A 23,728-nucleotide genomic window follows, 5' to 3' on the forward strand; every position below is an offset into this window, starting at 1 on the left:
ATTAAGGAGCAATACAACTACCGTCTCTTTGACCTGAACCGCATGGTTTATTTGCCGCAAAAGCTGAAGGCCTGCACCGATCTGGTCATCGATGAGAAAACCACCCGTTTTGAGGGTGCCACTCCTGGCGAAGCGGGCGGTGAAGTGTTCGTCATCATGAAACACCATGTCGGCTTTTTTGTTGTGTCCGTTGACGGCCTGTCTGACAAGGATAATGCGGACAAATATATGTTCAACACCAAAGACTTCGCCAAGGGCGACAAGGTGAAGGTATGCCTGGCCAGTGTGCCGAAAGACTGCCCGCCCGGCGATGATCGCGGCAAGGGCTATTCCATCACCAATTACAAGAACCACAAGACTTTTTCCGGTACGCCTGACTGGCATTCCTGCGGAGGTGCGTGACCACACATCCGGCGTCATGTGTCCAGATGGATTCGGCGGGGGGGGTGGGAACTTACGGGCTCAGGTAACTCCAGCCTTGTTCCTGCCGTTCGATGATCCGTGCGATTCCTGCTGGAGTGGTTTCGACATCGTCCAATAAGGTCGGGCGTGTGCCGGTGCTGGCTTCAATGGTGTCGAGGGTGTTGCCACAAGCGGTAAACGCCACGTTTTGCAGCATCAGGCTTTGCACCCGGCTGACAAACTTGCTTTTGTCCGTCACCAGCCAGATGCCAGGGCCATAAGCGACAACCTCGATTTCGATATTGTCCATTCCGTAGAATTTTTGCAGGTTGACGATGTTGGACAAAATATGGTCTTGTTCATCCGTATCGGCCTTATTGGCCTGGATGACTAGCCGGTGGTGGGTCTGTGGTTCGCTGGTTTTGCTTTCCCCGGTCACTGTGGTGGCGCCACTCACGGACAAATAACTGGAGCAGCACAAAATGACGAGCGCCAACACAGCCGTGGACAGGTAATTGATCTTTGACATGCGTGATTCCTCCTCCTCGTCGAACTATAGCAGGGAGGCGCAAACAGCGTTAGGGAAAAACGGGGCAGGGGAAAGGAAAAGAAAGCGGGACACACCCCAAAAAATCGTGGAAGACTTCGACCTTGAACCAGGGGTTCAAGTGGGTGCGGTCTGTAGTTTTCAGGCTTACCGTCTTGCGGTCATGCTCACCAAGCTACGATAACCACTCCCGGGGTAAGAAATTAGGCTCAAGGATTATACCCATCCCCTCACGGATTCCCCAGTTGTGTGTCCTTGATTCCTATACTATTACAATTAGCTGGCGGGGGGAAGAATTGACAAACGCTTAGGATTTATGCCTCTCCAGCACACTATCCAGGCGTTGCTGAAGCTTTTGCAATTGCTCAAGCGTTTCCGTGTCGCTGGTGTCAGGTTTGCTGTGCATCAGCTCGTGCGCCAGATTGAGCGCCACTATCACCGCGATGCGGTCGGTTCCTACCACCTTGCCGCTGTCGCGGATGCGGCGCATTTCCTTGTCCACCCGTTTGGCGGTGGCGAGCAGGGCTTCCTGTTCGCCTATCGGGCAGGCGACCATGTAGTCCTTGTCCATGATGCGCACATTGACGGGCTGTATGTTTTTATCCATGTGGTTTACGCCCCGGTTGGCTGGCTTTTTAAGCGGTGAATCATGGTTTCAAGCTGGTTGCCAGCTTTCTCATTACGTAGGCGCAATTCCTGACATTCCCGCACGAGGGATTTCTCCTGCTTTTTCAGATCACTGTTTTCAATAGCCAGTTTTTCCACCAAACCGAGCAGGCGCTCCAGGCGCTCCTCAATGGCGGTAAGCTGCTGTTGTAGTGTCAAATCAGGAGTTTGTGTGTTCATGTGACAATGGTAGTAAAGAGTGCGAAAGTAGGTCAATCATCTCATAATTGTGTTTTTGTAACAGAGGATTGTGTTTTGAGTGACAAACTGCCGGATTATTTGGCGCTGGAACGGGCGTTAGGGCGGGCGGACGTGGACATTGCCAGCGCGGAGATTCACGGCCTGTGTTGTGGGATGCTGGTGGTGAGCCAGGTCGCCCGTGAGGACGCATGGCTGGCTGAAGTGCTGGACGGCGATGCGCAGGACTTTTATGTGCAGGAAGCGCGCACTCTGTTGCGGCAACTGTTCGCTGTCACCCGTGCGCAGTTGAACGACCCGGAAATGGGGTTCGAGCTGTTCCTGCCCGATGACGAGGCGTTGGCCGCGCGGCTGGAAGCCGTCCAGGACTGGTGCCAAGGTTTCAGCTATGGTTTGGCGCTGGCAGGGGTCAAGGATATGCGCAAACTGCCGAAGGATTCGCGCGAGTGGGCGCAGGATGTGGTGAAAATCGGCGCTTCCGGCGAATTCGACCTTGACGATACGGAAGAATCCGAAACCGCGCTGGCTGAAATCATCGAATACCTACGGGTCGGCGCGTTGATGATGAATGAAGAAATGCAGCCGTTGAAAGCGGCACCGCAAGTGCATTAGGGGAAACACATGCAAAGACCAATCATACCGATGGAAGAATACGCCGCCCGCCGCCGCCGCCTGCTGGACAAGCTGGGCAAGGACTCCATCGCCATCGTGCCATCCGGCAGCCTGAAAGTGCGCAACCGCGACGCCGAATACCCGTTCCGTCAGGACAGCGACTTCCACTACCTGACCGGCTTCAACGAACCGGAAGCGGTGGCGGTGTTCGCGCCGGGGCGGGAGCAGGGCGAATACGTGCTGTTTTGCCGCGAGAAAAATGCAAAGGAAGAACGCTGGACTGGCCTCCGTGCCGGTACGGAAGGGGCGAAACACTGGCATGGCGCCGATGACGCCCACCCGATTGGCGACCTCAACAAACTGATGCCGGAACTGCTGGCCGGGCGTGATCAGGTGCATTACGACCTGGGCGTGAACAGCACATTTGACCAACGCATGATCCAGTGGGTCAACCATTTGCGGGCTATGGCGCGCGCCGGTGTCCGCGCCCCGCATGCAATCGTCATGCTTGACCGCATCCTGCACGAAATGCGCCTGTTCAAATCGGCGGCGGAAATTGCGGTGATGCGTTACGCCGCGCAAACTTCCGCCCATGCCCACACCCGCGCCATGCAGGCGTGCAAGCCGGGCCGCCACGAATACGAAATTGAGGCGGAGCTGTTGCATGAATTCCGCCTGCACGGGATGGAGCCCGCCTACACCTCCATTGTCGGCGGCGGCAAGAACGCCTGCATCCTGCACTACATTGAAAACCGCGCGGTCTTGCGTGACGGCGACCTGCTATTGATTGATGCAGGGGCGGAACACGACTGTTACGCCAGCGACATCACCCGCACGTTCCCGGTCAGCGGCAAATTCAGCCCGGAACAGCGCGCCCTGTACCAGGTGGTGCTGGATGCGCAACAGGCCGCCATCGCCGCCGCCATTCCCGGCAACACCTGGAACCATCCGCACCAGGCCGCCGTCACGGTGTTGGCGCAAGGCTTGCTGGAGCTGGGCATCCTCTCCGGCACACTGGATGAAGTGCTGGCCAAGCCGGAAGTGGCTGAGGGTGAGGAGCCGCAGGAGGAGGCTTACCGCCAGTTCTACATGCACAAGACCGGCCACTGGCTGGGCATGGACGTGCATGACGTGGGCGATTACAAGACCAGTGCGGACGATGACGGTTGGCGGTTGTTGCAACCGGGCATGGTGCTGACGGTGGAACCGGGGCTGTACATTGCCGAAGCGGAAGGCGTTGACCCGAAATGGTGGAATATCGGCATCCGCATTGAGGACGATGTGCTGGTCACCGCCACCGGCAACGAGGTGTTGAGCCGGGATGTGGTGAAGGAAGTTGCGGATATTGAAGCGTTGATGGGGGGGGGCATGACTTCCCCCCATCCGTGATGGTCAATCCAGTTCAAACGGGAAGTGGGCGTGCTTGCCCGCCACCCCCAGCAGGTGGTCTTTCAGGTTGCAGCGGTTGCGCACCAGGATGCCCGCCCCGCTGGACTGCCGCGTCACCCGGAATGGCAAGGCTGGTTGGCCATTGGGCAGGGTGCCGTCCGGGCGCACCAAGCCGTCGCGGAAGGCGCGCAGTGACTGGCGGTGGGTCTTGATGAAACGTTGTTTGGCCCTGCGTATCGCCCGCACGCCGACAGGTTCCCCTGGTTCCCCGGTGCCTTCGCCTTCTTCCGGAACCGGCAGCAGGTCAGGGTCGGTCGCCAGTTGCAGGTCGTTCCAGTTTTCGTCCATGACCAGCGTCCCCCCTTTGTAGATGGCGGCTTTGCCCATAACGATTTCGCCTTCCGGGGTGATGATGCAGGCGTCTTGCAGCAGTTCATAGGTGTAATACAGGCAACGTTCGGTGACGGTTTTGGTGCCGATGCCGCGTTGCTCCTTCCCGGCGTTGATGGTGCGCGTCACCGTGCTGATGCGTGGGTTGAGGATGCGCGCGCCTTCGCTCAAGGGGATGCGCAGCGCGTCGGCGTGCTCATGGACTGCCCGCATCAGGGCTGCATTGCTGCCATGGGCGGGTTCTTCAAAACTGGCACCGATGCCAGGCGGGTTCAGGTCAATTTCCTCCACCCACAGTTTCCGGCGCTGGAACACTTCTTTCGCCAGTTCGCGCGGTTCCGGGTCGTCCGGGAACAACCGCGCGTCGGCGTTATACAGCACCCGCGCCAGCGTCAGCAGGGTGACGCCGGTGGGCGGGATGTCCTGCAATGCCCGCAGCATCATGCCGGTGACCCGCCCGCTGGCGGCGACGATGGCGTCGAAGAATGTGTCGAAATTGCTGCGGACATCCGCCTGGGCGTAATACGCTTCGAAAGCCGGGGAGCGCGCCTGCTGGATGGTTTGTTGCATCATGTCCCGTTTGATGGGCGCAGTTTTGGCGGTCGGTGCGGCTTCCAGGGCTTCCTTGACCGATGGGGACAAGGTTTTCGCCACCAACCCGGCAAGAATTTCATAGATCGCGGCAGTCCATACCGTTGAGCGGTCGTGAATTTCCCACGGCGCTTCGTCATAGTTCGGGCCGTTCAGGGCGGAACGCAGGAAGGGGAAGCTGACGCCCCACAAGCCGATGCCGAATTCTTCCGCCAAACCGCTGGCCAAGCTGGGGTTCATCATATCGCCGCCGGATTCGGCGAACAGCCGCTCCACCACCGGCTTGTGCTTGAGGGCGGAGAACATCGCCATCAGGTCGCCAATGGATTCATGCAGCGCGCCGGTGTCGACTTCTTCCGAATGCACATACAGCGGGCGGAAGGAGTCAAGGACGGCATGGCCGAATTCATGCGCCACGATGTCATGGGACAGGCAAGTCCAGACTGGCGCACGCCGGAACGGCGAGGAGAACGACCCGAAATTGAGCGACGGCGCTGACGGGTCGTAAAAGGCGTTGGCGTCTGCGAAAGCGTGCGGGCGGATGACCAGCGGGCCGCCATGCTTCCACTTCATTTCCCGGCCAATCGCGGCTTCGACCTGATCCAGGGTATGCGCCGCCACGGCGAAAGCGTTGACCTGATGGAACTGCGGGTTGTCGATGAAGTTTCCCTTTTGGTTGAGCGCGTCGAAGGACAGGTCTGCACTGGCCCAATCCAGCCCCTGGTACAAGGGCATGTCGGCCAGGTCAGCGTCGCGCACGGTCAGTTTGCTGGAGCCCGTTCCTGCCAGCAGGTCAGTGTCCAGCGGAAATTGGTAGTCTTGGCGCAGCTCGGGTAAGGATGGGTCTTGTAATAACATGCCCATGGGTTTGTTCTGCATAGTGGTGCTCCTGTTTGGGTTGGTGTGAACAAGGATTGCCCTGTAGCCTACGCTGTAAACTGCTGGCCGGGTAATCACCTGATCTGGGTATATATTCCGCGCCCCTCTGCCCGGAATGATGGGATAACGTCATGGTTGTTTGATTTGCCAGTATAGCCGCGCTTCCCATCAGGACAGTGCAGGCAGTTCATCGGGTTGACCCGATGCTTGACAGGTTGTCGGCTTTGCCCAAGGATGCGTGGATGATTTTGCTGGGAGAAACAGGATGTTTGATGTCTTGATTGTGGGCGGTGGCATGGTGGGCGCAAGCCTGGCGGTGGCGCTCAAGCCGTTGCAACTGAAGGTTGGCCTGGTCGAAGCTTTCCCATTCGGGGCGGCGGAGCAAGCCAGCTATGATGACCGCTCGATTGCGCTGTCGTATGGCTCCAGCCGCATTTATCAGGGCATGGGGGTATGGGGCAAACTGCGTTCCGGGGTGGAAAGCATCGGACATATCCATATTTCTGACCGTGGGCGTTTCGGCGCGGCCCGGTTGGAGGCCGTTGAGGAAAACGCGCCTGCACTGGGGTACGTGGTGGAAAGCCGTGTCCTGGGCCGGTTGCTGTACGAGGAATTGTCCACGGGCGGGATTGAGCTGCTCGTTCCGGCGAAAGTGTTCGCGGTGGAACAATTGCCTGACCGGGCGCAGGTGGGCATCGAACACAACGGGGTGACGGATGTGCTGGAAACCCGTCTGCTGGTGGTGTCGGACGGGCGCGATTCCGGCGTGCGGGAATCGCTGGGGATTGATGTCACCCTCCGCGACTATCACCAGACCGCCCTGATCGCCAATGTCACCACATCCGAACCGCACCGCAATACTGCCTATGAACGTTTTACCCCCGACGGCCCGCTGGCCCTGCTGCCGCTGACGGAAGGGCGCTATTCGCTGGTGTGGACGCACCGCACGGAAGCAGTGGAGAGCACGTTGGCGCTGGATGATGAGGCGTTCCTGAGCAAATTGCAGCAGGCGTTTGGCTACCGGCAGGGGCTTTTCACCAAGGCGGGGCGGCGCGCCGCCTATCCGTTGGTGTTGCAGAAAGCTGTCCGGGAAACAGCGGGGCACGCGGTGTTGGTCGGCAATGCTTCCCATGCCCTACATCCGGTGACGGGGCAAGGTTTGAACCTGGGGCTGCGGGATGTGGCGCAACTGGCGGAATTGCTGGCGGAAGCGGAGCAGGCGGGCGGCGATCCCGGCGCGGCTGGGTTGCTGGCGCGTTACCAGGCCTTGCGCGCGCCAGACCAGCAAGCGGTGGTGCGTTACACCGACACATTGGTGCGGGTGTTTTCCAACGGTTTCGCGCCCTTGGCGTATGCACGGGCGGCGGGCTTGCTGGCGGTTGACCGGATTGCGCCATTACGCCACTGGAATGCGCGTCAGGGCATGGGGCTGCGGCAACAGCAGACGCGGCTGGCGCGTGGCCTGGGGTTAAGGAAATGACGGCCATGGCGACAGGCGTGGAAGCATTGGGGCATGTTGATGCGGGGCAGGTTGCCGATGCGTTGGCGGAACAGGGCTGGATCGTGCTGCCCGGATTCTTGCCGCTGGATAAGGTGCGCGAACTGCGCGCCCAGGCTCAGGTGCAATGGGAAGCTGGAAAGTTCCATGCCGCTGGCGTTGGCCGTGGGCGTGAGCTGAACATCAATGAAGCGGTGCGCGGCGACCAGGTGCAATGGCTGGAGCCTGCAACAATAGGCGCACTGGCGGATTACCAGGCGTTTGTCGAGGGTCTGCGCCAGAACCTCAACCGCTTGCTGTATCTGGGGCTGTTTGAATTTGAAGCGCATTTCGCTGTGTATCCGCCGGGGGCTTTCTACACGCGGCATCTGGATAATTTCCGGGGAACCAGCGCACGGCTGGTGACCGCAGTGCTGTACCTGAATGAAAATTGGCGGGATAGCGAGGGCGGGCAGTTGCGGCTTTACACCAATGGCGGGGATGAGGGGGAATACCTTGACATTTTTCCCCATGCCGGGACGCTGGCGCTGTTCCGCAGCCCAACCTTTTGGCACGAAGTGAAGCCTGCGCTGCGCGAACGCTTCAGTGTGACCGGCTGGCTGCGCACACGGGGCAGCGCATTTTGACCCGCCCCTGTGCGCAGGGGCGGAGGGTGGTCGGGATGCTTTTTTAGGGCAGGTTAATGCCCGTATTCATCCCATTGCCAACGGACGTCCTTGACCGGGGCGGCGGCGGGTGCCACAGGGCGAGCCACGACCAGCATTGGTTTTGCCTGCACTGGCCTGCGCTCATTCCCTGTCAGCTTGTTGTATGCATTGAATACGCGGCGGGTGTAGACAGCCGTTTCCTGGAACGGGACTGCTGCACCGTACTGGTCTACCCAGCCTTCGCCTGCGTTGTAGGCGGCGACGGCATGGGGGACGCTGCCGCCGTAACGGTTCAGCAGCCAGCGCAAGTAACGGGCACCGCCTTCAATGTTTTCCGCCGGGTCGTAACGGTCACTCACGCCGAACCGCCGGGCGGTGGCGGGAATGAGCTGCATCAGGCCAGCCGCGCCCTTGTTGGAGCGGGCGTCGTTCCGAAAACAGCTTTCTGCGGTGATGATGGCTTTGATCAATGCCGGGTTGAGGCGGTAACGGACGGCGGAGGAGGTGATGGCCTCGTTATAGGCCGCGGCTTTCTGGAGAAGGATGGCGGCCTGCTGCTGGTCACATGATCCTGCAAAACTGCTGACCGACACACCCAATAACACAACTGTCGCAACGAGTTGCGCGATACTTTTCCTTGTCTTCATAGGCAAATTTACAAACACTACTCTTATAAAAACTGACACTGCCCGCATTCTAGCCCATAATTTTTCTCTCTAACAAGCTTATGGCTGGATTATAACGTGTTTGATACCTTTGGGCGGGCATTCCTTGGTGCGGTTGCATCAGCAGGCAAGCGCTGGATTATCCGTCGGTAAGGTGATGCGCACCTGCGCGCCGGAACCTGCCGGAAGGTTGCAAATGTCAATGTCCGCGCCGATTTTCCCCGCCCGTTTGCGCATGCTGGCCAGCCCCTTGCCCGCCTGATAGCTGGCGGGGATGCCGTCGCCATTGTCGGCAATCTGGATGAAACTGCGGCCATTGGCGTCGGTTCCGGTGCTGATGGTGATGCTGTTGCCGCCGCTGTGTTTGAGGCTGTTGGTGACGGCCTCCTGCACGATGCGCAGCAGTTGCAAGATTTTTTCCGCGCCGAAACCCGTAGGGGTGGCGATGTCCTCAATCCCCCAGCGCAGGTCGAACCCGGCTTGTTTGATCTTGCGCATAGTGCGGCTGCGGAACATGCCCAGTGCGGTGGTGATGTCCTGCGAATCAAAATCCAGCGAATCAATCACCAGCCTTAGGTCGCCGAGGGCGTCCTGGATATTGGCCTTGACCGCAAGGAGGCTAACGTCGGGGCGCTCCAGCATGGCGAGGGTGGAAACCAGATGCCCGCCGAAACCGTCGTGGATGTCGCGCATAATGCGTTCGCGCTCATCCGCCTTGGCTTTTTCCTGCTCCATGACGTGGATTTGTTGGTAACGCTGCTCCAGCTCCTGTTCACGCTCCGCCACCAGCGTTTCCAGGTGGGTGGCGTAATACTGGCTTTGCCTGAGGCTGTAGATAAAACGTCTGACCAACAGGAAATATTGCGCCATCAGGGTCAGCAGGGCGGCGAAATGCAACAGGAACGGGCTGGTGGAGTATTTGGTCTGGGCGACAATGGCGTCATGCACGCCAAACGTCAGCATGGCGAAGCCGCACAGGAGCATCAGCAGGCGGCGGGTGTTTTGCTCCCGCCCGTACAGCCACAGCAGATAGGCCAGCACCAGGCTGAAAACCAGGCTCAGGTAGGCTTCCCAGATCAGGGTGTAGCTGACCTCGCCGGTGTTGAGGGGAAAAAACAGCGGGACGGCCAGAACCAACGTGGCCAGCCATAAATGGCGCAGCCAACGCCCGTAGGGGCGGGATCGGTGTTTGTTGAGGCCGACGTAGTAGTAAACCATGGTGATCAGCGAAACCATGCTCAAACCAATCAGCAAGGGCACGATGCCCGCCCATATTGCGTCATCGATGGGAATGTCGCGCGCCAGCAGGTTGCTGCTGTGCGCCGCCCACAGCGAAGTGCTGATGGCGTACCAAAGGTATTCCTTCCGGCGCGGATAGACGACCCACATGCTGCCGATCAGCAAGGCGGTCAGCAGCAGGATGGCGACCACCGCCTTGACGGTTTCCTGCCGCCACAGGTCATTGCGTTCAAAGGATTGTTTCAGTTCCGCCACCGGGCCGAGGTAGACATTTTGCAGATAGGCCCGGTGGGTGCTGGTGGTGGCGACCCTGAAGGTGAGCAACTCGCCGGGGCGCAGTGCAGCTTGGTCATACAGCCGGAACAGCAATGGCCGGTGCTTGTTGCGCGAGACCGGCGTTTGCATGCTGCCTTCGCCGCCTGCCTGGGTGCCATTGGCGTAATACACCGCGACATTTTGCTGCACATTCAGCACCAGCAAGGCCGGTTCCTGGATTTCACCGATGGTGGGGGGCAGGCGGGCGGTGTAAACAAGGCCGCTTGGTTCCCCTGTCAGCTCCACTTTCCAGCGCTCGGCGGGGGCAAAGTCCAGTTGGTCAAGTTGCTGGGCCAGCAGGTACAGGCCCAGCAAATACAGCGGCAGCCACCCGAAAACGCGCAACAGGCGGCGGAAATTCACACCAGCCGCCTCCGGATGGCTTCCTGCACCGCTTCGGCGCGGGTGCTGATGTGCAGCTTGCGGTAGATGTTTTTGATGTGGGACGTGGCCGTATGGTAGGAGATGTATTTCATGTTGGCGGCTTCTTGCGCGGTAAAGCCTTTGGCGATCAGTTGCAGCACTTCCAGCTCCGTTTTGGTCAGGTTGGCGCTGTCCGTTTCCGGGCGTAGCCGCTTCAGCAGATGGCTGGCGACCGCCGGGCTGATCGGGGAACCGCCCGCGCACATTTGCAGGATGGCGCTTTCCACTTCGGCATGGTCGTCATCCTTGAGGATGTAGCCGGTTGCGCCTGCCTCAATCGCGTTGATCACATGTTTCTCATCGCCAAAGGCGCTGATGACCATGATGTGCATTGCCGGATAGGTCTGGTAAGCCTGCCGGATCAGATCCAGCCCATTGCCGTCGGGCAGGCCAAGGTCAGTCAGCAGGACATCGGCCTGGAAATTGTCCAGCGCTTTGCTGGCGTCGGCAACAGTGTCGCAGGCGACAACCAGCTGGAAATGGGGGCTGGCGACAATCATGCTGGTGAAACGCTGGAGGACTTCGGGGTCGTCTTCCACAATGATGACTCGGGTCAGTTTGCTCATGTCCATGCTCGTAATCAGGGGGCGTGGGTTGAGTTTAGCAGTAAGGCTAATTTTACGCCTGACCGGAATGGCTACCTAGTTCTGGGGATAGGGCGAAATAAATTACCCTGTTCATGGGCTGTTGCGGAAGGGCCGCCGGGTGAATAATGGCCCCATTCCGGCTCGATTCTCCTCTCCGGGACGGGAAGTCGGGGTTGCAGCAGATATGATTGGGGATGTTGCAACCCTGACGCTTTCATTTCATCTGCGTTTCGCCGCTGCGGGCTTTGCTTGGCAGCGGTTATTTTTATGTGCAACGCAATCAACTGATAAATATAATTTTTATCCCGTTAGCTGGGGATGTCCCAAGCTTGAATTTACCGTGAACAGGCAATTATCCGCCATCGGCATTTGCGGCAGAATGCTTAATCAGGACGTAAGCCGCACGGTTTCCGTCCTGAAACGGAAAACTTTGCGGGCGGCGGCATGGGCTAACGAATGGGCCGCGCCAGCGAAGCTTGCCATTGGCTGATTCACTAAAATGGGGAGAGTATTATCATGGCAATTGATTTTCGCCGGACAACGGTCACTTTCGATCCTACCAAAGGACGGGAACAGAGCGAACAGGGGGCGGTTGTGTTCAACAGTGCGGTGCGCCGCGCCGATGTGGCCCTGAACGGTTTTGACATCCGGTTCACCGATGGCGACCATCATGTGTTCAGGGAAAAAATCGACGCCCGCATTGAGCGCATCACCGACCGCACTGTGTTTGTGCGGGTGGACTACCTGCTGCGGGACAGTTCCGGCAATATCGATGACCGCTATGAAGGCCGGGTGGATGTGCTGGTGATGGCGGAAGTCGCATAATTCCGGCAGCCAGAATGGGGGCAAAAACGGCAAGGCCAGCCATCAGCTGGCCTTGTTGTTGTTAACCGGCGGCGAACACTTCCCGCTGCAAGCCGTTCAACTGCACCAGCCGCGCATTGAGGTTCAGCTCAATCCCCCGCCACAGCGATGCCTGCCCTTGTTGGGTTTCGACATGCGGCATGATGGCTTCCTCCACGATGCGGGAATGGTGGATGTCGAGTTCGATATGGCCGATGAACAGCTCCAGCGCGTCATCATCCAACCCTGGCACGGTGCGCATGCCTTGCAGCAACATGCGGTAATAGGGTGGGATCGGCCATTCCCCGGCGATCCCGGCCACGCCGACCGCCGCCAGCCAATCGGTTCCCTGGGTCAGGCGCATCATGGTGTCGATGTAGCCTTGCTGCTCGGGCGTGATCGGCGCATTCGCCATTTCTTCTTCCGTGAAATCCAGCGCCCGCAACAGCTTGCGGTAAACCTCCATGTGCGATTTCGACGGGTCGCCGTTGCCGTATTCGTCGTACAGGATTGCCGCCAGCACCGCCTGGATGCGTTCGTCCGGCGTCACGCCCAGCGCGTTGGCCTGATACAGGCGGGTGCGCAGGATATGCGGGTAATACAGCAACGCGAAGGTGCGCGCCTGCTCAAAGCTGAGTGGCTGTGTGGACATCCGTTGCAGGAAGGGGTGGCGCAGGAACGGGTGCGCGTTGACGCGGTCTTTGAGTTCCTGCAGGTAAGCGGGTGCATTCATCTTCGTGGCTCCAAACTCGTAATGGCGGCAATGTATCAAGGATGGTGGACAGGTTCGAATTATCCATAAGTTCCTGCTGATATACGATGGGAATCCGCAAAACTTGACCTGTATTGGCAAACCCCCATCCATTTTTGAAATCCGGAAAAATTACCCCACTGTCAACCCATAGAGTTTAACCACACGAGAGCGACAACAGTGGAATACAAGGATTATTACCAGATACTGGGCGTCGCCAAAGACGCTTCACAGGACGACATCAAGCGCGCCTACCGCAAGCTGGCGCACAAATACCACCCGGACGTCAGCCAGGAGAAGGACGCCGAAACCCGTTTCAAGGAACTCGGCGAAGCCTACGAAGTGCTGAAAGACCCGGAAAAACGCACCGCCTACGACCAGTTGGGGGCTGACTGGAAAGCCGGGCAGGAAGGCTTCCAGCCGCCGCCGGACTGGGGCACCGGTTTTGAGTTCCATGGTGGTGGCCATACCGCTGCGGATGATTTCAGCGACTTCTTCGAAAGCCTGTTCGGGCGCGGCGGTTTCCAGCGCGGCGGCGGGCGTTCCGCCGGAGGGGCCGCCTGGCAGGCGCGTGGGGAGGACAGCCACGCCAAAGTCTTCATCGATCTGGAAGACGCTTATCAGGGTGCAACCCGCAGCCTCAACCTGCGTTCCGCCGGGGTCGGGCCGGATGGCCGCCCGCAGGCGCACGAACGCAGCATCCAGGTAAAAATCCCCAAAGGCGTGCGCGCAGGCCAGCATATCCGATTGCAGGGGCAAGGCGACCCCGGTGTTGGCGGCGGCGCGGCGGGCGACCTGTATCTGGAAATCGCCTTCAACCCGCATTCGCTGTATCAGGTGGAAGGGCGCGACGTGTCGCTGGAATTGCCCATTGCCCCGTGGGAGGCGGCGTTGGGCGGCAAGGTGCAGGTTCCCACCCCGCTCGGTGTGGTGGATCTGAAAATCCCTGCCGGTTCGTCCAGCGGCAAACGCATGCGGCTGAAAGGGCGCGGCATACCGGGGCAGACGCCAGGCGATTTCTACGTGACGCTGGCGATTGTGACGCCAGACAGGCTCAGTGAAGAAGACAAGAAACACTACGAAGCCCTGCGGCAGGCCCACCAGGATTTCAATCCGCGTGTTAAATTGGGGGTGAGATAATGAGGTTTGTGTGATCAACTGAACGGATAGCTTTACCATGGACATGCCCAAGAACCATTTCAAACATGCATTGCAAGCCAGACAGGTGCAGTTCGGCCTGTGGTTGGGGTTGGCGGAAACCTTCTCGGCAGAAATTTGCGCCGGGGCAGGTTTTGACTGGCTGCTGATCGACGCCGAACACGGCCCCAATGATTTGCGCAGCATCCTCGCCCAATTGCAGGCAATAGCGCCGTATGCCTCGCAGCCGGTGGTGCGCCCGCCGCAAGGCGACCATGTGCTGATCAAGCAGTTGCTGGAAACCGGGGTGCAAACCCTGCTGATCCCGATGGTGGAAACGGCGGAACAAGCCAGGATGCTGGTGCAGGCGATGCGTTACCCGCCGCATGGCATTCGTGGGGTTGGCAGTGCGTTGGCGCGCGCTTCCCGCTGGGGCCGCGTCAGCGATTACATGGCGGAAGCCGACGGGCAGATGTGCCTGCTGATCCAGGTCGAAACCAAAACCGGCATGGAAAACCTGGACGCCATCCTGGAAGTGTCCTGTATCGACGGCATTTTCTTTGGCGCGGCGGATCTGGCGGCGTCCTACGGTTTGAAGGGCGAATCCAGCCACCCGGCTATCGTCGACCTCATTCTCGGCGGCTTACAGAAAGTGCAGGCCAAAGGTCTGGCAGGCGGTGTGCTGTGCAGTGACAAAGCCCTCAACCAGCGCTATATGGATGCGGGCGCCAATTTTGTCGCGGTCGGGGTTGACGCCTTGCTGCTGGCCAAGGCGACCAGCGATCTGCTGGGTGAGTATAAGGGCGATGTCCAGACCGTTCCCGGCAGCTATTGACGCCTGCGCATGAATGACAATTTGCCGGACACGCAATCAGCCTGGTTGCGGCGGGTCTTTCATCTGGCGTGGCCAGTGATCCTTTCCAACCTGTCGGTGCCGCTGGTGGGGATGGTCGATACTGCCGTTATGGGGCGGCTGCCGGAAGCCGGGTTCATGGCCGCCGTCGCGGTTGGTGCGATCATTTTCAGCAGCGTGTTCTGGGTTTTCGGTTTCCTGCGGATGGGCACGACCGGCTTTGTCGCCCAGGCATCCGGAAAAAACAGCCAGCCGGAAGTGGCGCTGGCGGTGTTGCGCGCACTGGGGATGGCGGTGCTGCTGGGCGCGCTGGTGATCCTGCTGCAATGGCCGCTGGGCAAGCTCGCCTTTTACCTGATGGGTGCCAGTGAGGAAGTCACTGGGCTGGCGCGGCAATACTTTTTCATCCGTGTCTGGGGCGCGCCCTTCACCTTCATCAACTACGTGCTGCTGGGAACCCTGATCGGCTTGCAGCGGATGCGCGCCGCCTTGCTGACGCAACTGGCGCTGAACATCAGCAATATGCTGCTGGATCTGCTGTTCGTGCTGGGGCTGGGGATGACGGTGGCAGGCGTGGCGCTGGCCTCTGTGTTGGGGGAATGCCTGGCCGCCATGACCGGGCTGTACCTGTTGCGGCCAGTGTTGCGCACGGCGTGGGGGATGGCGGCGGGTTCCGCCTGCGACTTATGGGAGCAGGTAGGGGATAAAACCGCCATCCGCACCTTGTTTCAGGTCAATGCCGACCTGTTTGTGCGCACCTTGTTGCTGACCTCGGCATTCTTCTTTTTCACCTCGCAAGGCGCGGCGTTTGGCACGGTGGTGTTGGCGGCCAACGCTATCCTGTTGCAGATGCTGCAAATGATCGCCTACGGGCTGGACGGTTTTGCCCATGCGGCGGAAGCCTTGGTGGGAAGCGCCTATGGCGGCAACGACCGGCGCGCCTGGAAGCAGGCGATCGCCAGCAGCGCCTTGCTCGCCTTCATGATGGCGGCGGGCATCAGCTTGCTGTACTGGCTGGCCGGGTCGGGGATCATTCGCCTGCTGACCGATATTCAGGAGGTGGCGCAGGTTGCCGGGGAATACCTGGTTTGGGTTGTTGCAGCCCCGTTGCTGGCGGTGTGGAGCTATCAACTGGATGGCATCTTTATCGGCATGACCCGCACCCGCGACATGCGCAATACGGTGGCGCTGGCGGTGCTGGTCTATGTGGTGTTGGTCTGGCTGACGACACCGGTGTGGGGAAACCATGCCTTGTGGGCCTGCCTGCTGGCTTTTTTAAGCCTGCGCGGGGTATTCCTGGGTGTGTTGCTCGGTAGGTTGTTTCAAACCCATAATGGATGAAGCAAAACCTGGCTTAAAAGGGATTCCGAGCAAAGCTGCTATACTGCCAGCATGAGCAACCCGCGAGCGACCGCCATGCGACGACACTTCAACACCACCGGCCCCGTCCACCCAGAAGAACATTACGCTATCGACCCGATGACCCGGTTGGACTGGGAGGAAGTCCGGTTCCTGATCGCCGCGAAAAAGTTCTTCGTACTGCACGCGCCGCGCCAGACCGGCAAGACATCCACCCTGCTGGTGATGATGGATGTGCTCAACCAGTCGGGCGAATACACCGCGCTCTACATGAATGTGGAGTCGGCGCAGTCGGCACGCGACGATGTCGCAGCGGGGATGAAGGCCATTATCGGCAGCCTGACCTACGGGGCAGAAGCACGCTTGCGGGATTCACGCCTACAGAAATGGCGGGATGAACTGTGGCCTGTGTTGGGTGAACACGCCACTTTGCGAGAGCTGCTCAGTCGTTGGGCGCAGGCATCAGACAAGCCCATTGTGCTCATGATCGATGAGGTTGACGCATTGGTCGGCGACACCCTGATCTCGCTGCTGCGGCAACTGCGTGAAGGCTACATTGGCCGCCCTGGCATACCCTTTATTCACAGCGTAATCCTCTGCGGGGTGCGTGACGTGCGTGATTACCGTATCCACACCCGCCACAATGAAATCATCACTGGCGGCAGCGCCTTCAATATCAAGGCCAAATCCCTGGTCATGGGCAGCTTCCGCAAGGATGAAATTGCTACCCTGTACGCCCAGCATACACAGGACACCGGGCAGACCTTTGATGCGGCCATATTCCCGGAATTGTGGGAAGACACCCGTGGGCAACCGTGGCTGGTGAATGCGCTGGGGCATGAAATGACCTGGGAAGACAAAAGCGCCCGCGACCGCGCAACGCCGATTACCCTGGAGCGTTACCACGCTGCCCGCGAGCGCCTGATCCAATCACGCACCACGCACTTGTCGCAACTGTCGGACAAATTGCGGGAAGCCCGTGTGCATGGCGTCATCAGCGCCTTGCTGGCCGGGGAAAGCAGCCAGGAAACGTTGGCGCTGGATGATGTGGAGTACGTGGCGGATCTCGGCCTGATCGAAGCCCGCCCGCAAATGCGCATCGCCAACCGTATCTATCAGGAAGTGATTCCCCGCGAACTCACCTGGACGAAACAAATCTCCATCGCCCACGAGCAGGTCTGGTACCTCACCCCGCAACGGCGGCTGGACATGCCCAAGCTGCTAGCCGCTTTCCAGCAGTTCTTCCGCGAAAACGCTGACGCCTGGATCGAACGCTTCGATTACAAGGAAGCCGGGCCGCAATTGCTGATGCAAGCTTTCCTGCAACGCATTATCAACGGTGGTGGGCGCATCAACCGCGAATACGGGCTGGGGCGCAAGCGCACTGACCTGTTCATCGAATGGCCACTGGATGAGGAACAAGGATTTTACGGCAAGGTGCAACGCATCGTGTTGGAGCTGAAGATTCTCTATAAGTCGTGGGAGGCAACCGTTACGGAAGGGCTGGGGCAAACCGCCGGTTACGCTGACCAGTGCGGTGCGGATGAAGCGCACCTGATTGTTTTTGATCGCCGCTCTGGCATCGCCTGGGATGACAAAATCCGTCAACAGCAGGAAAATCATCAGGGTCGCGCTATCGGTGTATGGGGGATGTGATTGCTGACTGACAAGATTGGCCGACAGAAAAAAACCGGAGCAGATTTGCCCCGGTTTCCTTCGCAAGTCAGGCGGTTTTGATCTGCTTAGGTCTTGCGCGCATCCAGCACGGCTTTGCTGATGCCGCCGATGGCCCAGTGTTCGGCAGGCACTTCGTTGATGACAACGCGCACCTGTTCCGGCTTCACGCCTAGGGTTTCCACTGCAACTGCTGTCACTTTCTCAAAGAAAGCGTCTTTCTGCGCTTGAGTACGTCCCGCGATAATGGTCGCTTGAATTAATGGCATAGTTTCTCACTCCAAATGACCCCTCCCCCGTTGAACGGGAAAGGGGGTGTGAGGGTAGTCACACAATCGTTAGGCTGACAGAACCCAAATCCTGATAGCGCACGCACACGCTATCGCCCGCTTTCACGCCGACTGCGGCGGTAATGCCACCCGTCATAATGAAGGTGCCCGCCGGGATTTCTTCGCCGCGTTCCGCCAGCATATTGGCCAGCATGGCGACACTGGCCGCCGGATGCCCCAGCACTGCCGCGCCTGCACCGGTGGCGACCACTTCGCCGTTGATTTCCATCACCACGCCGAGGGTTTTCATATCGACCTCTTCGGCACGTTTGACGTTGCCGCCAGTGACGAAACGGGCGGAGGAGGCGTTATCCGCCACCACGCTCTTGAGGTCGAATTTGAAATCACGGTAGCGCGAGTCAATCACTTCCACCGCAGGCAACACGGCTTCGGTCGCCGCCAGCACATGCGCCACGGTGCAGCCTGGGCCACGCAACGGCTTGTTGGTGATAATGGCGATTTCGGCTTCCACCTTGGGGTGAACCAGTTCGTCGATTTTCACCGCGCCGCCATCCGGCACATTGAAGTAATCGGCCAGGAACGCATAGATCGGCGTTTCCACACCCATTTGCTTCATCTTGGCGTAGGAAGTCAGGCCCATTTTCAGGCCGATCACCTTGGTGCCACGCGCTTCCTTGCGGCGGCGGATTTCCCACTGGATGTCGTAGGCGTCTTCCCAGTCCATGTCCGGGTAGTCGTCGGTGATCTTGGTGACATCGAACGCCTGCAATTCAGCGTTTTCCAGATGTTCCGCCAGCTCAGCGATTTTGGATCTGCTCAGTGTGCTCATCTCAGCCTCCACGCTTGCGCAGCATTTCCAGCGCCACGTCTTCGATCATGTCTTCCTGGCCGCCGATAACACCGCGACGGCCCAGTTCCAGCAGGATTTCACGCGCCGGAACGCCGTGACGTTCTTCCGCACGTTTGGCATGCAGCAGGAAGGAGGAGTATACCCCGGCATAACCCAATGTCAGTGCGTTGCGGTTGATGCGTGGCAGATGGTCGTTGCCCATGATCGGCACAGCAACATCTTCGGCAGCGTTCATCAGCGCGCTCAGGTCGACGCCGGTTTCCACGCCGTACATTTCGCAGACAGCAGCGAACACTTCCAGCGGGGTATTGCCAGCGCCTGCGCCGAAACCGGCTACGGAACCGTCAATACGGTTGGCACCCGCTTCCACCGCCGCCAGCGAGTTGGCGACACCCATGGCCAGATTGTGATGACCGTGGAAACCGATTTCGATTTCAGCCGGGAAGTAATCACGCAGGATGCCGATTTTTTCCTTCACGTCTTCCGGCAGCATGTGTCCGGCGGAATCCGTCATGTACAGGCAGTTGGCACCGTAGCCATGCATCAGTTTGGCCTGTTCCAGGATTTTTTCCGGCTTGACCATGTGGCTCATCATCAGGAAGCCGACGGTGTCGAAACCCTGTTTGGCCGCGTATTTGATGTGCTGTTCGGAAACGTCCGCCTCAGTACAGTGAGTCGCCACGCGCACGGTTTTCACACCCAGGTCTTCGACCATTTTCAGGTCTTCGATAGTGCCGATGCCGGGCAGCATCAGGATGGAAACCTGTGAGTGTTGCAGGTGCGGAATCACCGCTTCCAGGTATTCCTTGTCGGTGTGCAGGCCGAAACCGTAGTTAACGGAAGAACCCGCCAGACCATCACCGTGAGTGACTTCGATCAGGGAAACCTTGGCCTTGTCGAGCGCCTGGGAGAGATCCTGCATGTTTTCCAGTGTGAACTGGTGACGGATGGAGTGCATCCCGTCGCGCAAGGACATGTCGTGCAGACGGATTTTTTTACCTTTCAGATTCATGGTTCACTCCCTCCTTTAAGCTTTCAGCATCTGTTCGGCGAACATTTCGGCGGTACGTGCCGCAGCAGCCGTCATAATGTCGAGGTTACCGGCGTATTCCGGCAGGTAATCGCCACGGCCACGCACTTCGGCAAATACGCTGACACGATTGCCATCGAAGATCGGGCCTTCCTTGACGCGGTAGCCAGGTACGTATTTCTGTACTTCGGCTTCCATCGCCTTGACAGATTCGATGATCGCATCACGTTGCGGCTCTTCCTCGGTAATGCAGTGAATGGTGTCACGCATCATCAAGGGTGGTTCCGCCGGGTTGAGGATGATGATGGCTTTGCCTTTTTTCGCGCCGCCGACTTTGACCACGGCGTGGGAAGTGGTTTCGGTGAACTCATCGATATTTTTACGAGTGCCGGGGCCTGCGGATTTGGAAGCCACAGTAGCGACGATTTCACCGTAACGTACTGGCTGTACGCGGCTGACGGCGTAAACCATTGGAATGGTCGCCTGACCGCCGCAAGTCACCATATTGACGTTCTCTTCGCCCTTGTTCAGGTGATCCTGAAGGTTGACGGGTGGAACGCAGAACGGGCCGATAGCCGCTGGCGTCAGGTCGATGACTTTCACACCTTTCTCGGTCAGCTTGCGGGAGGTTTCCGCATGCGCATAGGCAGAAGTCGCGTCAAACGCAATCTTGATGCCGTCTGCTTCAATGTGAGGAATCAGGCCATCCACACCTTCGTGAGTGGTTTTCAGGCCCATTTTCTCGGCGCGCGCCAGACCTTCGGAGGTCGGGTCAATACCAACCATCCATACCGGTTCCAGTACTTCGCTGCGCAGTAATTTGTATAACAGGTCGGTGCCGATATTGCCGGGACCGATCAATGCACATTTGATCTTCATATATTGTCTTCCTTCCTAGCCAAACTCAGGAAAAACGCACCACAGTACGCCCGATCCCGCCAATACTCACACTCATGTAATCGCCTGCCTTGACTGGCTGCAATGGCACCAGTGAACCGGACAGGATCACTTCGCCTGCCTTCAGTGGCACGCCAAACTTGCCGAGTGTATTCGCCAGCCACACCACGCAGCTGATGGGGGAGGAACCCAGCGCTGCCGCACCCGCGCCGGTGGAAACCACCTGGCCGTTGAGTTCCACCACCATGCCGACGGTGGAAAGGTCGAGCTTGCGCGGGTCAGCTGCTTGCGCGCCGAGCAGGAAATAGCCGCAGGAAGCGTTGTCAGCCACGGTATCCTGAATCTTGATCTTCCAGTCGCGGATGCGGGAATCGACGATCTCAAAGCACGGCACCACGAAATCGGTGGCGCGCAGCACGTCGGAGGCAGTCACACCAGGGCCGATCAGATCGTGTTTCAGGACGAAAGCAATCTCGCCTTCGGCACGCGGCTGGATCATTTTGGTGGTCAGGGAAAGTGATTCGCTTTCATCCACTACCATGGCATCGGTCAGGTAGCCGAAGTCAGGCTGGCCGACGCCGAGCATGTTTTGCACGGCCTTGCTGGTCACACCGATTTTCTTGCCGATGACTTTCTCGCCATCCAGCTCGATGCGCTTTTGCAGCAGGCTGGAAGAAATCGCGTAAGCGTCTTCAATGGTGATGTCTGGCGCACGCGAGGTCAGCGGGTCGAGCATTTCCTGATGACGCAGGGCGTGGTACAGCTCGTCCGCAAAGGTTTGGATTTGTTCTGCTGGTAACATGACGGCCCCTTACAGCTTGACGCAGATGTTTTTCAGTTCGGTATAGAATTCCAGCGAATGCACGCCGCCTTCACGACCGATACCGGAGTTTTTCATGCCGCCGAAAGGGGTACGCAGGTCACGCAGGAACCAGGAATTCACCCAGACGATACCGGCGTCGAGCTGTGCGGCAACGCGGTGGGCGCGGGAGGTGTTTTCCGTCCATACTGCTGCGGCCAGACCGTATTTGGTGTCGTTGGCCCATCCGATCACTTCTTCTTCGGAATCGAACGGTTGTACGTGGCAGCAAGGGCCGAAGATTTCGTCTTTGACGACCGTGGCGGTTTCCGGCAGGCCAGTCCAGATGGTGGGTTGCACCCAGTTGCCTTCGGCCAGTGCGCCCGGCATCTCAGGGACGCCGCCGCCAGTGATGACGTTTGCGCCTTCTTCAACCGCTTTGGCGTAGTAGGACAGGACTTTTTCCTTGTGTTCCTTGCTGATCAGCGGGCCCATGCTGGTGCATTCATCATCCCAGGCACCCAGTTGCATGCCTTCGGCGCCTGCTTTCAAACGGGCGAGGAATTCGTCGAAAATTGGCCGTTCCACATACACACGTTCGGTGCCGAGGCAGACTTGGCCGCAGTTGGCGAACACGGAACGCAGGGTGCCTTCGATGGCCTTGTCCATGTCGCAGTCCGCGAACACGACCGCCGGGTTTTTGCCGCCCAGTTCGAAGGAAACGTGCCGGATGTGGTCGGCGCTGGCTTTCACAATGGCCGCGCCCGTGCGGGTCTCGCCAGTGAAGGTGATGCCGTTGATGTCGGGGTGGCTGGTCAGGAATGCGCCTGCCGAGTTCGGGCCGAAACCATGCACCACATTGAACACGCCTTTGGGGATACCGGCTGCATTCATCACTTCGCCCAGCAGGGTGGTGGTGCGCGGGGTCTCTTCGGAAGGCTTGACGATGACGGTATTGCCGCACGCCAGCGCTGGGCCGACTTTCCAGGTCATCAGCAGCAGTGGCAGGTTCCACGGGCTGACTACGGCGATGACGCCTTTCGGTTTGCGGATGGAATAGTTGAGTGCGCCTTTGCCGTCTGGGGTATCCAGCATGAAGCTTTCGGTCGGCACGCTTTTGTAGGCGTCGGCAAACACCTTGAAATTGGCGGCGCCGCGTGGAATGTCGATGTGTGAAGCCAGTGATTTCGGCTTGCCGGTATCCAGGCATTCGGCTTCCAGGAATTCGTCGAAGCGGGCGTTGATGCCGTCGGCGACCTTGTGCAGCAGCGCCATGCGCTCGGCCACCGGCATTTTGCCCCACGGGCCTTTCAGCGCTGCTTGGGCGGCGGCGACAGCCTGGTCGACTTCGGCTTGCCCGGCTTCGTGCACCACGCCGATTTGCTGGTTGGTGGCCGGGTTGATGTTGGCGAAGGTTTTGCCGGACGCTGAACCGACAAATTCACCATTAATGAAATGCTTGATCTCTTGCATTGCCGGATTTCCTCTCCTTGCGTATGGAAGCGTCAAGCATACTGCAACATTGTCGATAATTAAAGAAATTATCGATATTTTTAGAAATACATGACAAAGACAAAATCGTATGGAGTCAGGGTAAAATATAGGAAGTTGATATACTGCATTTTTCCGACCTTTTAATGCTGGTAAATCGCCCATGAGTATCCTGCTGCAACCTGCCGAAGCCCCAAGACCATGGCGGATTACGTCTACGCGCAACTGCGTGAAGACATCATTCAGGGCAAGCTGGCTCCTGACAGCAAACTCAAGATCGAGCTAACCCCCCATCCCCAGCCCTTCCCCCGCAAGGGGTGAAGGGGGCAAGAGGGGCGCGTCACTCATTTGCCCGTCTTCAGCATTCCGGCTACTATCTGCTCTATTGTTACTTATGCCTGACTAGCCATGTCAATGACCCCACTGGAAATTGCACAGCAACGCATTGAAGAGTGCCGCCGTACCCGCTCGACCGAACTGGATTTGAGCAAGCTCGGATTGGCAGAAATACCGGAAGCGGTGTTTGAGTTGACCTGGCTGGAAAAGCTGGATGTGTCGGGGAATAAGAAAAATTGGAAAAAGGGAAATATCCGGGAAATCCCTGCCGCCATTAGGCAACTCACCGCACTGACAGCCTTTGACTGTACGCTGAACCAGATCAGCGACCTGTCGCCGCTGAGCGGCTTGCCAGCGTTGCAATCGCTTA

The 23,728-nt window shown here is 58.7% G+C and carries 25 protein-coding genes, 1 other RNA gene and 1 pseudogene; 12 read left to right on the forward strand and 15 right to left on the reverse strand.

What is annotated here, in order from left to right; translation table 11 throughout:
* Positions 1–402: hypothetical protein (locus tag VSS37_RS02365; RefSeq protein ID WP_324693020.1), on the forward strand; the 402-nt coding region annotated here is incomplete at its 5' end.
* Between the two features lie 52 nt (positions 403–454).
* Here the strand turns inward: VSS37_RS02365 and VSS37_RS02370 are convergent.
* From VSS37_RS02370 to VSS37_RS02385, 4 genes are all read right to left on the reverse strand, one after another.
* A complete protein-coding gene (locus VSS37_RS02370) occupies positions 455–931 on the reverse strand; it encodes a DsrE family protein (protein ID WP_324693021.1) in 477 nt (158 codons plus the stop codon).
* Positions 932–1,019: 88 nt separating this feature from the next.
* A non-coding RNA gene (ssrS, locus tag VSS37_RS02375) (6S RNA) lies at positions 1,020–1,200 on the reverse strand.
* A gap of 56 nt (positions 1,201–1,256) precedes the next feature.
* Positions 1,257–1,556, reverse strand: coding sequence for a cell division protein ZapA (locus VSS37_RS02380; RefSeq protein WP_324693022.1), 300 nt, complete (start codon positions 1,554–1,556; stop codon positions 1,257–1,259).
* Positions 1,557–1,561: 5 nt separating this feature from the next.
* A complete protein-coding gene (locus tag VSS37_RS02385; protein WP_324693024.1) occupies positions 1,562–1,795 on the reverse strand; it encodes a hypothetical protein in 234 nt (77 codons plus the stop codon).
* 75 nt (positions 1,796–1,870) lie between these two features.
* Here VSS37_RS02385 and VSS37_RS02390 point away from each other — a divergent pair, with 75 nt between their 5' ends.
* Together VSS37_RS02390 and pepP are read left to right on the forward strand one after the other, a co-directional pair.
* Positions 1,871–2,425, forward strand: a complete 555-nt coding sequence (locus tag VSS37_RS02390; RefSeq protein ID WP_324693025.1) for a UPF0149 family protein — start codon at positions 1,871–1,873, stop codon at positions 2,423–2,425.
* Positions 2,426–2,434: 9 nt separating this feature from the next.
* Positions 2,435–3,814, forward strand: a complete 1,380-nt coding sequence (gene pepP / locus VSS37_RS02395) for a Xaa-Pro aminopeptidase (RefSeq protein ID WP_324693026.1) — start codon at positions 2,435–2,437, stop codon at positions 3,812–3,814.
* A 3-nt stretch (positions 3,815–3,817) separates the two neighbouring features.
* Here pepP and VSS37_RS02400 read toward each other — a convergent pair whose 3' ends face one another.
* Complete coding sequence (locus VSS37_RS02400) at positions 3,818–5,674, reverse strand: gluzincin family metallopeptidase (RefSeq protein WP_324693027.1); 1,857 nt, start codon at positions 5,672–5,674, stop codon at positions 3,818–3,820.
* A 265-nt stretch (positions 5,675–5,939) separates the two neighbouring features.
* Here VSS37_RS02400 and ubiH point away from each other — a divergent pair, with 265 nt between their 5' ends.
* Both ubiH and VSS37_RS02410 read left to right on the forward strand, forming a co-directional pair.
* Positions 5,940–7,154: a 2-octaprenyl-6-methoxyphenyl hydroxylase gene (gene ubiH, locus VSS37_RS02405; protein ID WP_324693028.1), complete on the forward strand. Its 1,215-nt coding sequence runs from the start codon at positions 5,940–5,942 to the stop codon at positions 7,152–7,154.
* A 5-nt stretch (positions 7,155–7,159) separates the two neighbouring features.
* Positions 7,160–7,798: a 2OG-Fe(II) oxygenase gene (locus VSS37_RS02410; RefSeq protein ID WP_324693029.1), complete on the forward strand. Its 639-nt coding sequence runs from the start codon at positions 7,160–7,162 to the stop codon at positions 7,796–7,798.
* A 53-nt stretch (positions 7,799–7,851) separates the two neighbouring features.
* On the opposite strand, the gene VSS37_RS02415 is transcribed toward VSS37_RS02410, so the two are convergent.
* From VSS37_RS02415 to VSS37_RS02425, 3 genes are all read right to left on the reverse strand, one after another.
* Positions 7,852–8,466: a lytic transglycosylase domain-containing protein gene (locus VSS37_RS02415; protein ID WP_324693031.1), complete on the reverse strand. Its 615-nt coding sequence runs from the start codon at positions 8,464–8,466 to the stop codon at positions 7,852–7,854.
* 138 nt (positions 8,467–8,604) lie between these two features.
* Positions 8,605–10,401 (reverse strand): sensor histidine kinase, encoded by a 1,797-nt coding sequence (locus VSS37_RS02420; protein ID WP_324693032.1) that lies wholly within the window; start codon positions 10,399–10,401, stop codon positions 8,605–8,607.
* Positions 10,398–11,027 (reverse strand): response regulator, encoded by a 630-nt coding sequence (locus VSS37_RS02425; RefSeq protein WP_324693033.1) that lies wholly within the window; start codon positions 11,025–11,027, stop codon positions 10,398–10,400. The genes VSS37_RS02420 and VSS37_RS02425 overlap by 4 nt, the downstream gene beginning before the upstream one ends.
* 139 nt (positions 11,028–11,166) lie before the next feature.
* Between VSS37_RS02425 and VSS37_RS02430 the strand changes: the two genes are divergently transcribed.
* Together VSS37_RS02430 and VSS37_RS02435 are read left to right on the forward strand one after the other, a co-directional pair.
* Positions 11,167–11,538, forward strand: a complete 372-nt coding sequence (locus VSS37_RS02430) for a hypothetical protein (RefSeq protein ID WP_324693034.1) — start codon at positions 11,167–11,169, stop codon at positions 11,536–11,538.
* Between the two features lie 26 nt (positions 11,539–11,564).
* Entirely contained in the window at positions 11,565–11,873 is a 309-nt protein-coding gene (locus VSS37_RS02435; protein WP_324693035.1) for a hypothetical protein, read from the forward strand.
* 61 nt (positions 11,874–11,934) lie between these two features.
* Here the strand turns inward: VSS37_RS02435 and VSS37_RS02440 are convergent, their stop codons facing one another.
* Complete coding sequence (locus tag VSS37_RS02440; protein ID WP_324693036.1) at positions 11,935–12,624, reverse strand: iron-containing redox enzyme family protein; 690 nt, start codon at positions 12,622–12,624, stop codon at positions 11,935–11,937.
* A gap of 198 nt (positions 12,625–12,822) precedes the next feature.
* Here VSS37_RS02440 and VSS37_RS02445 point away from each other — a divergent pair, with 198 nt between their 5' ends.
* The 4 genes from VSS37_RS02445 to VSS37_RS02460 are packed head-to-tail and all read left to right on the forward strand — an operon-like array spanning position 12,823 to position 17,647.
* Positions 12,823–13,782 carry a DnaJ C-terminal domain-containing protein gene (locus VSS37_RS02445; protein ID WP_324693037.1) on the forward strand — a complete coding sequence of 320 codons (960 nt, stop codon included), beginning with the start codon at positions 12,823–12,825 and terminating at the stop codon, positions 13,780–13,782.
* Between the two features lie 37 nt (positions 13,783–13,819).
* Complete coding sequence (locus tag VSS37_RS02450) at positions 13,820–14,614, forward strand: aldolase/citrate lyase family protein (RefSeq protein ID WP_324693038.1); 795 nt, start codon at positions 13,820–13,822, stop codon at positions 14,612–14,614.
* Positions 14,615–14,623: 9 nt separating this feature from the next.
* A complete protein-coding gene (locus VSS37_RS02455) occupies positions 14,624–15,973 on the forward strand; it encodes an MATE family efflux transporter (protein WP_324693039.1) in 1,350 nt (449 codons plus the stop codon).
* A gap of 51 nt (positions 15,974–16,024) precedes the next feature.
* Positions 16,025–17,647 carry an AAA family ATPase gene (locus VSS37_RS02460; protein ID WP_324693040.1) on the forward strand — a complete coding sequence of 541 codons (1,623 nt, stop codon included), beginning with the start codon at positions 16,025–16,027 and terminating at the stop codon, positions 17,645–17,647.
* 86 nt (positions 17,648–17,733) lie between these two features.
* Here the strand turns inward: VSS37_RS02460 and VSS37_RS02465 are convergent, their stop codons facing one another.
* The 6 genes from VSS37_RS02465 to VSS37_RS02490 are packed head-to-tail and all read right to left on the reverse strand — an operon-like array spanning position 17,734 to position 23,004.
* Positions 17,734–17,934 (reverse strand): tautomerase family protein, encoded by a 201-nt coding sequence (locus tag VSS37_RS02465; RefSeq protein WP_324693041.1) that lies wholly within the window; start codon positions 17,932–17,934, stop codon positions 17,734–17,736.
* Positions 17,935–17,992: 58 nt separating this feature from the next.
* Entirely contained in the window at positions 17,993–18,784 is a 792-nt protein-coding gene (dmpH, locus tag VSS37_RS02470; protein WP_324693042.1) for a 2-oxo-3-hexenedioate decarboxylase, read from the reverse strand.
* A 1-nt stretch (position 18,785) separates the two neighbouring features.
* The gene (gene dmpG, locus VSS37_RS02475) at positions 18,786–19,817 is read right to left on the reverse strand and encodes a 4-hydroxy-2-oxovalerate aldolase (RefSeq protein ID WP_324693043.1); all 1,032 of its coding nucleotides are present in this window, start codon (positions 19,815–19,817) and stop codon (positions 18,786–18,788) included.
* A gap of 15 nt (positions 19,818–19,832) precedes the next feature.
* Entirely contained in the window at positions 19,833–20,714 is an 882-nt protein-coding gene (locus VSS37_RS02480; RefSeq protein WP_324693045.1) for an acetaldehyde dehydrogenase (acetylating), read from the reverse strand.
* A gap of 25 nt (positions 20,715–20,739) precedes the next feature.
* Positions 20,740–21,534, reverse strand: a complete 795-nt coding sequence (gene dmpE, locus VSS37_RS02485) for a 2-oxopent-4-enoate hydratase (RefSeq protein ID WP_324693046.1) — start codon at positions 21,532–21,534, stop codon at positions 20,740–20,742.
* 9 nt (positions 21,535–21,543) lie between these two features.
* Positions 21,544–23,004, reverse strand: a complete 1,461-nt coding sequence (locus tag VSS37_RS02490) for a 2-hydroxymuconic semialdehyde dehydrogenase (protein WP_324693047.1) — start codon at positions 23,002–23,004, stop codon at positions 21,544–21,546.
* 426 nt (positions 23,005–23,430) lie between these two features.
* On the opposite strand from VSS37_RS02490, the pseudogene VSS37_RS02495 reads away from it, so the two are divergent.
* Positions 23,431–23,728, forward strand: a pseudogene (locus VSS37_RS02495) (leucine-rich repeat domain-containing protein); the annotation flags it as partial.

Source organism: Candidatus Thiothrix phosphatis (assembly GCF_035668035.1).
GTDB classification, from domain to species: domain Bacteria; phylum Pseudomonadota; class Gammaproteobacteria; order Thiotrichales; family Thiotrichaceae; genus Thiothrix; species Thiothrix phosphatis.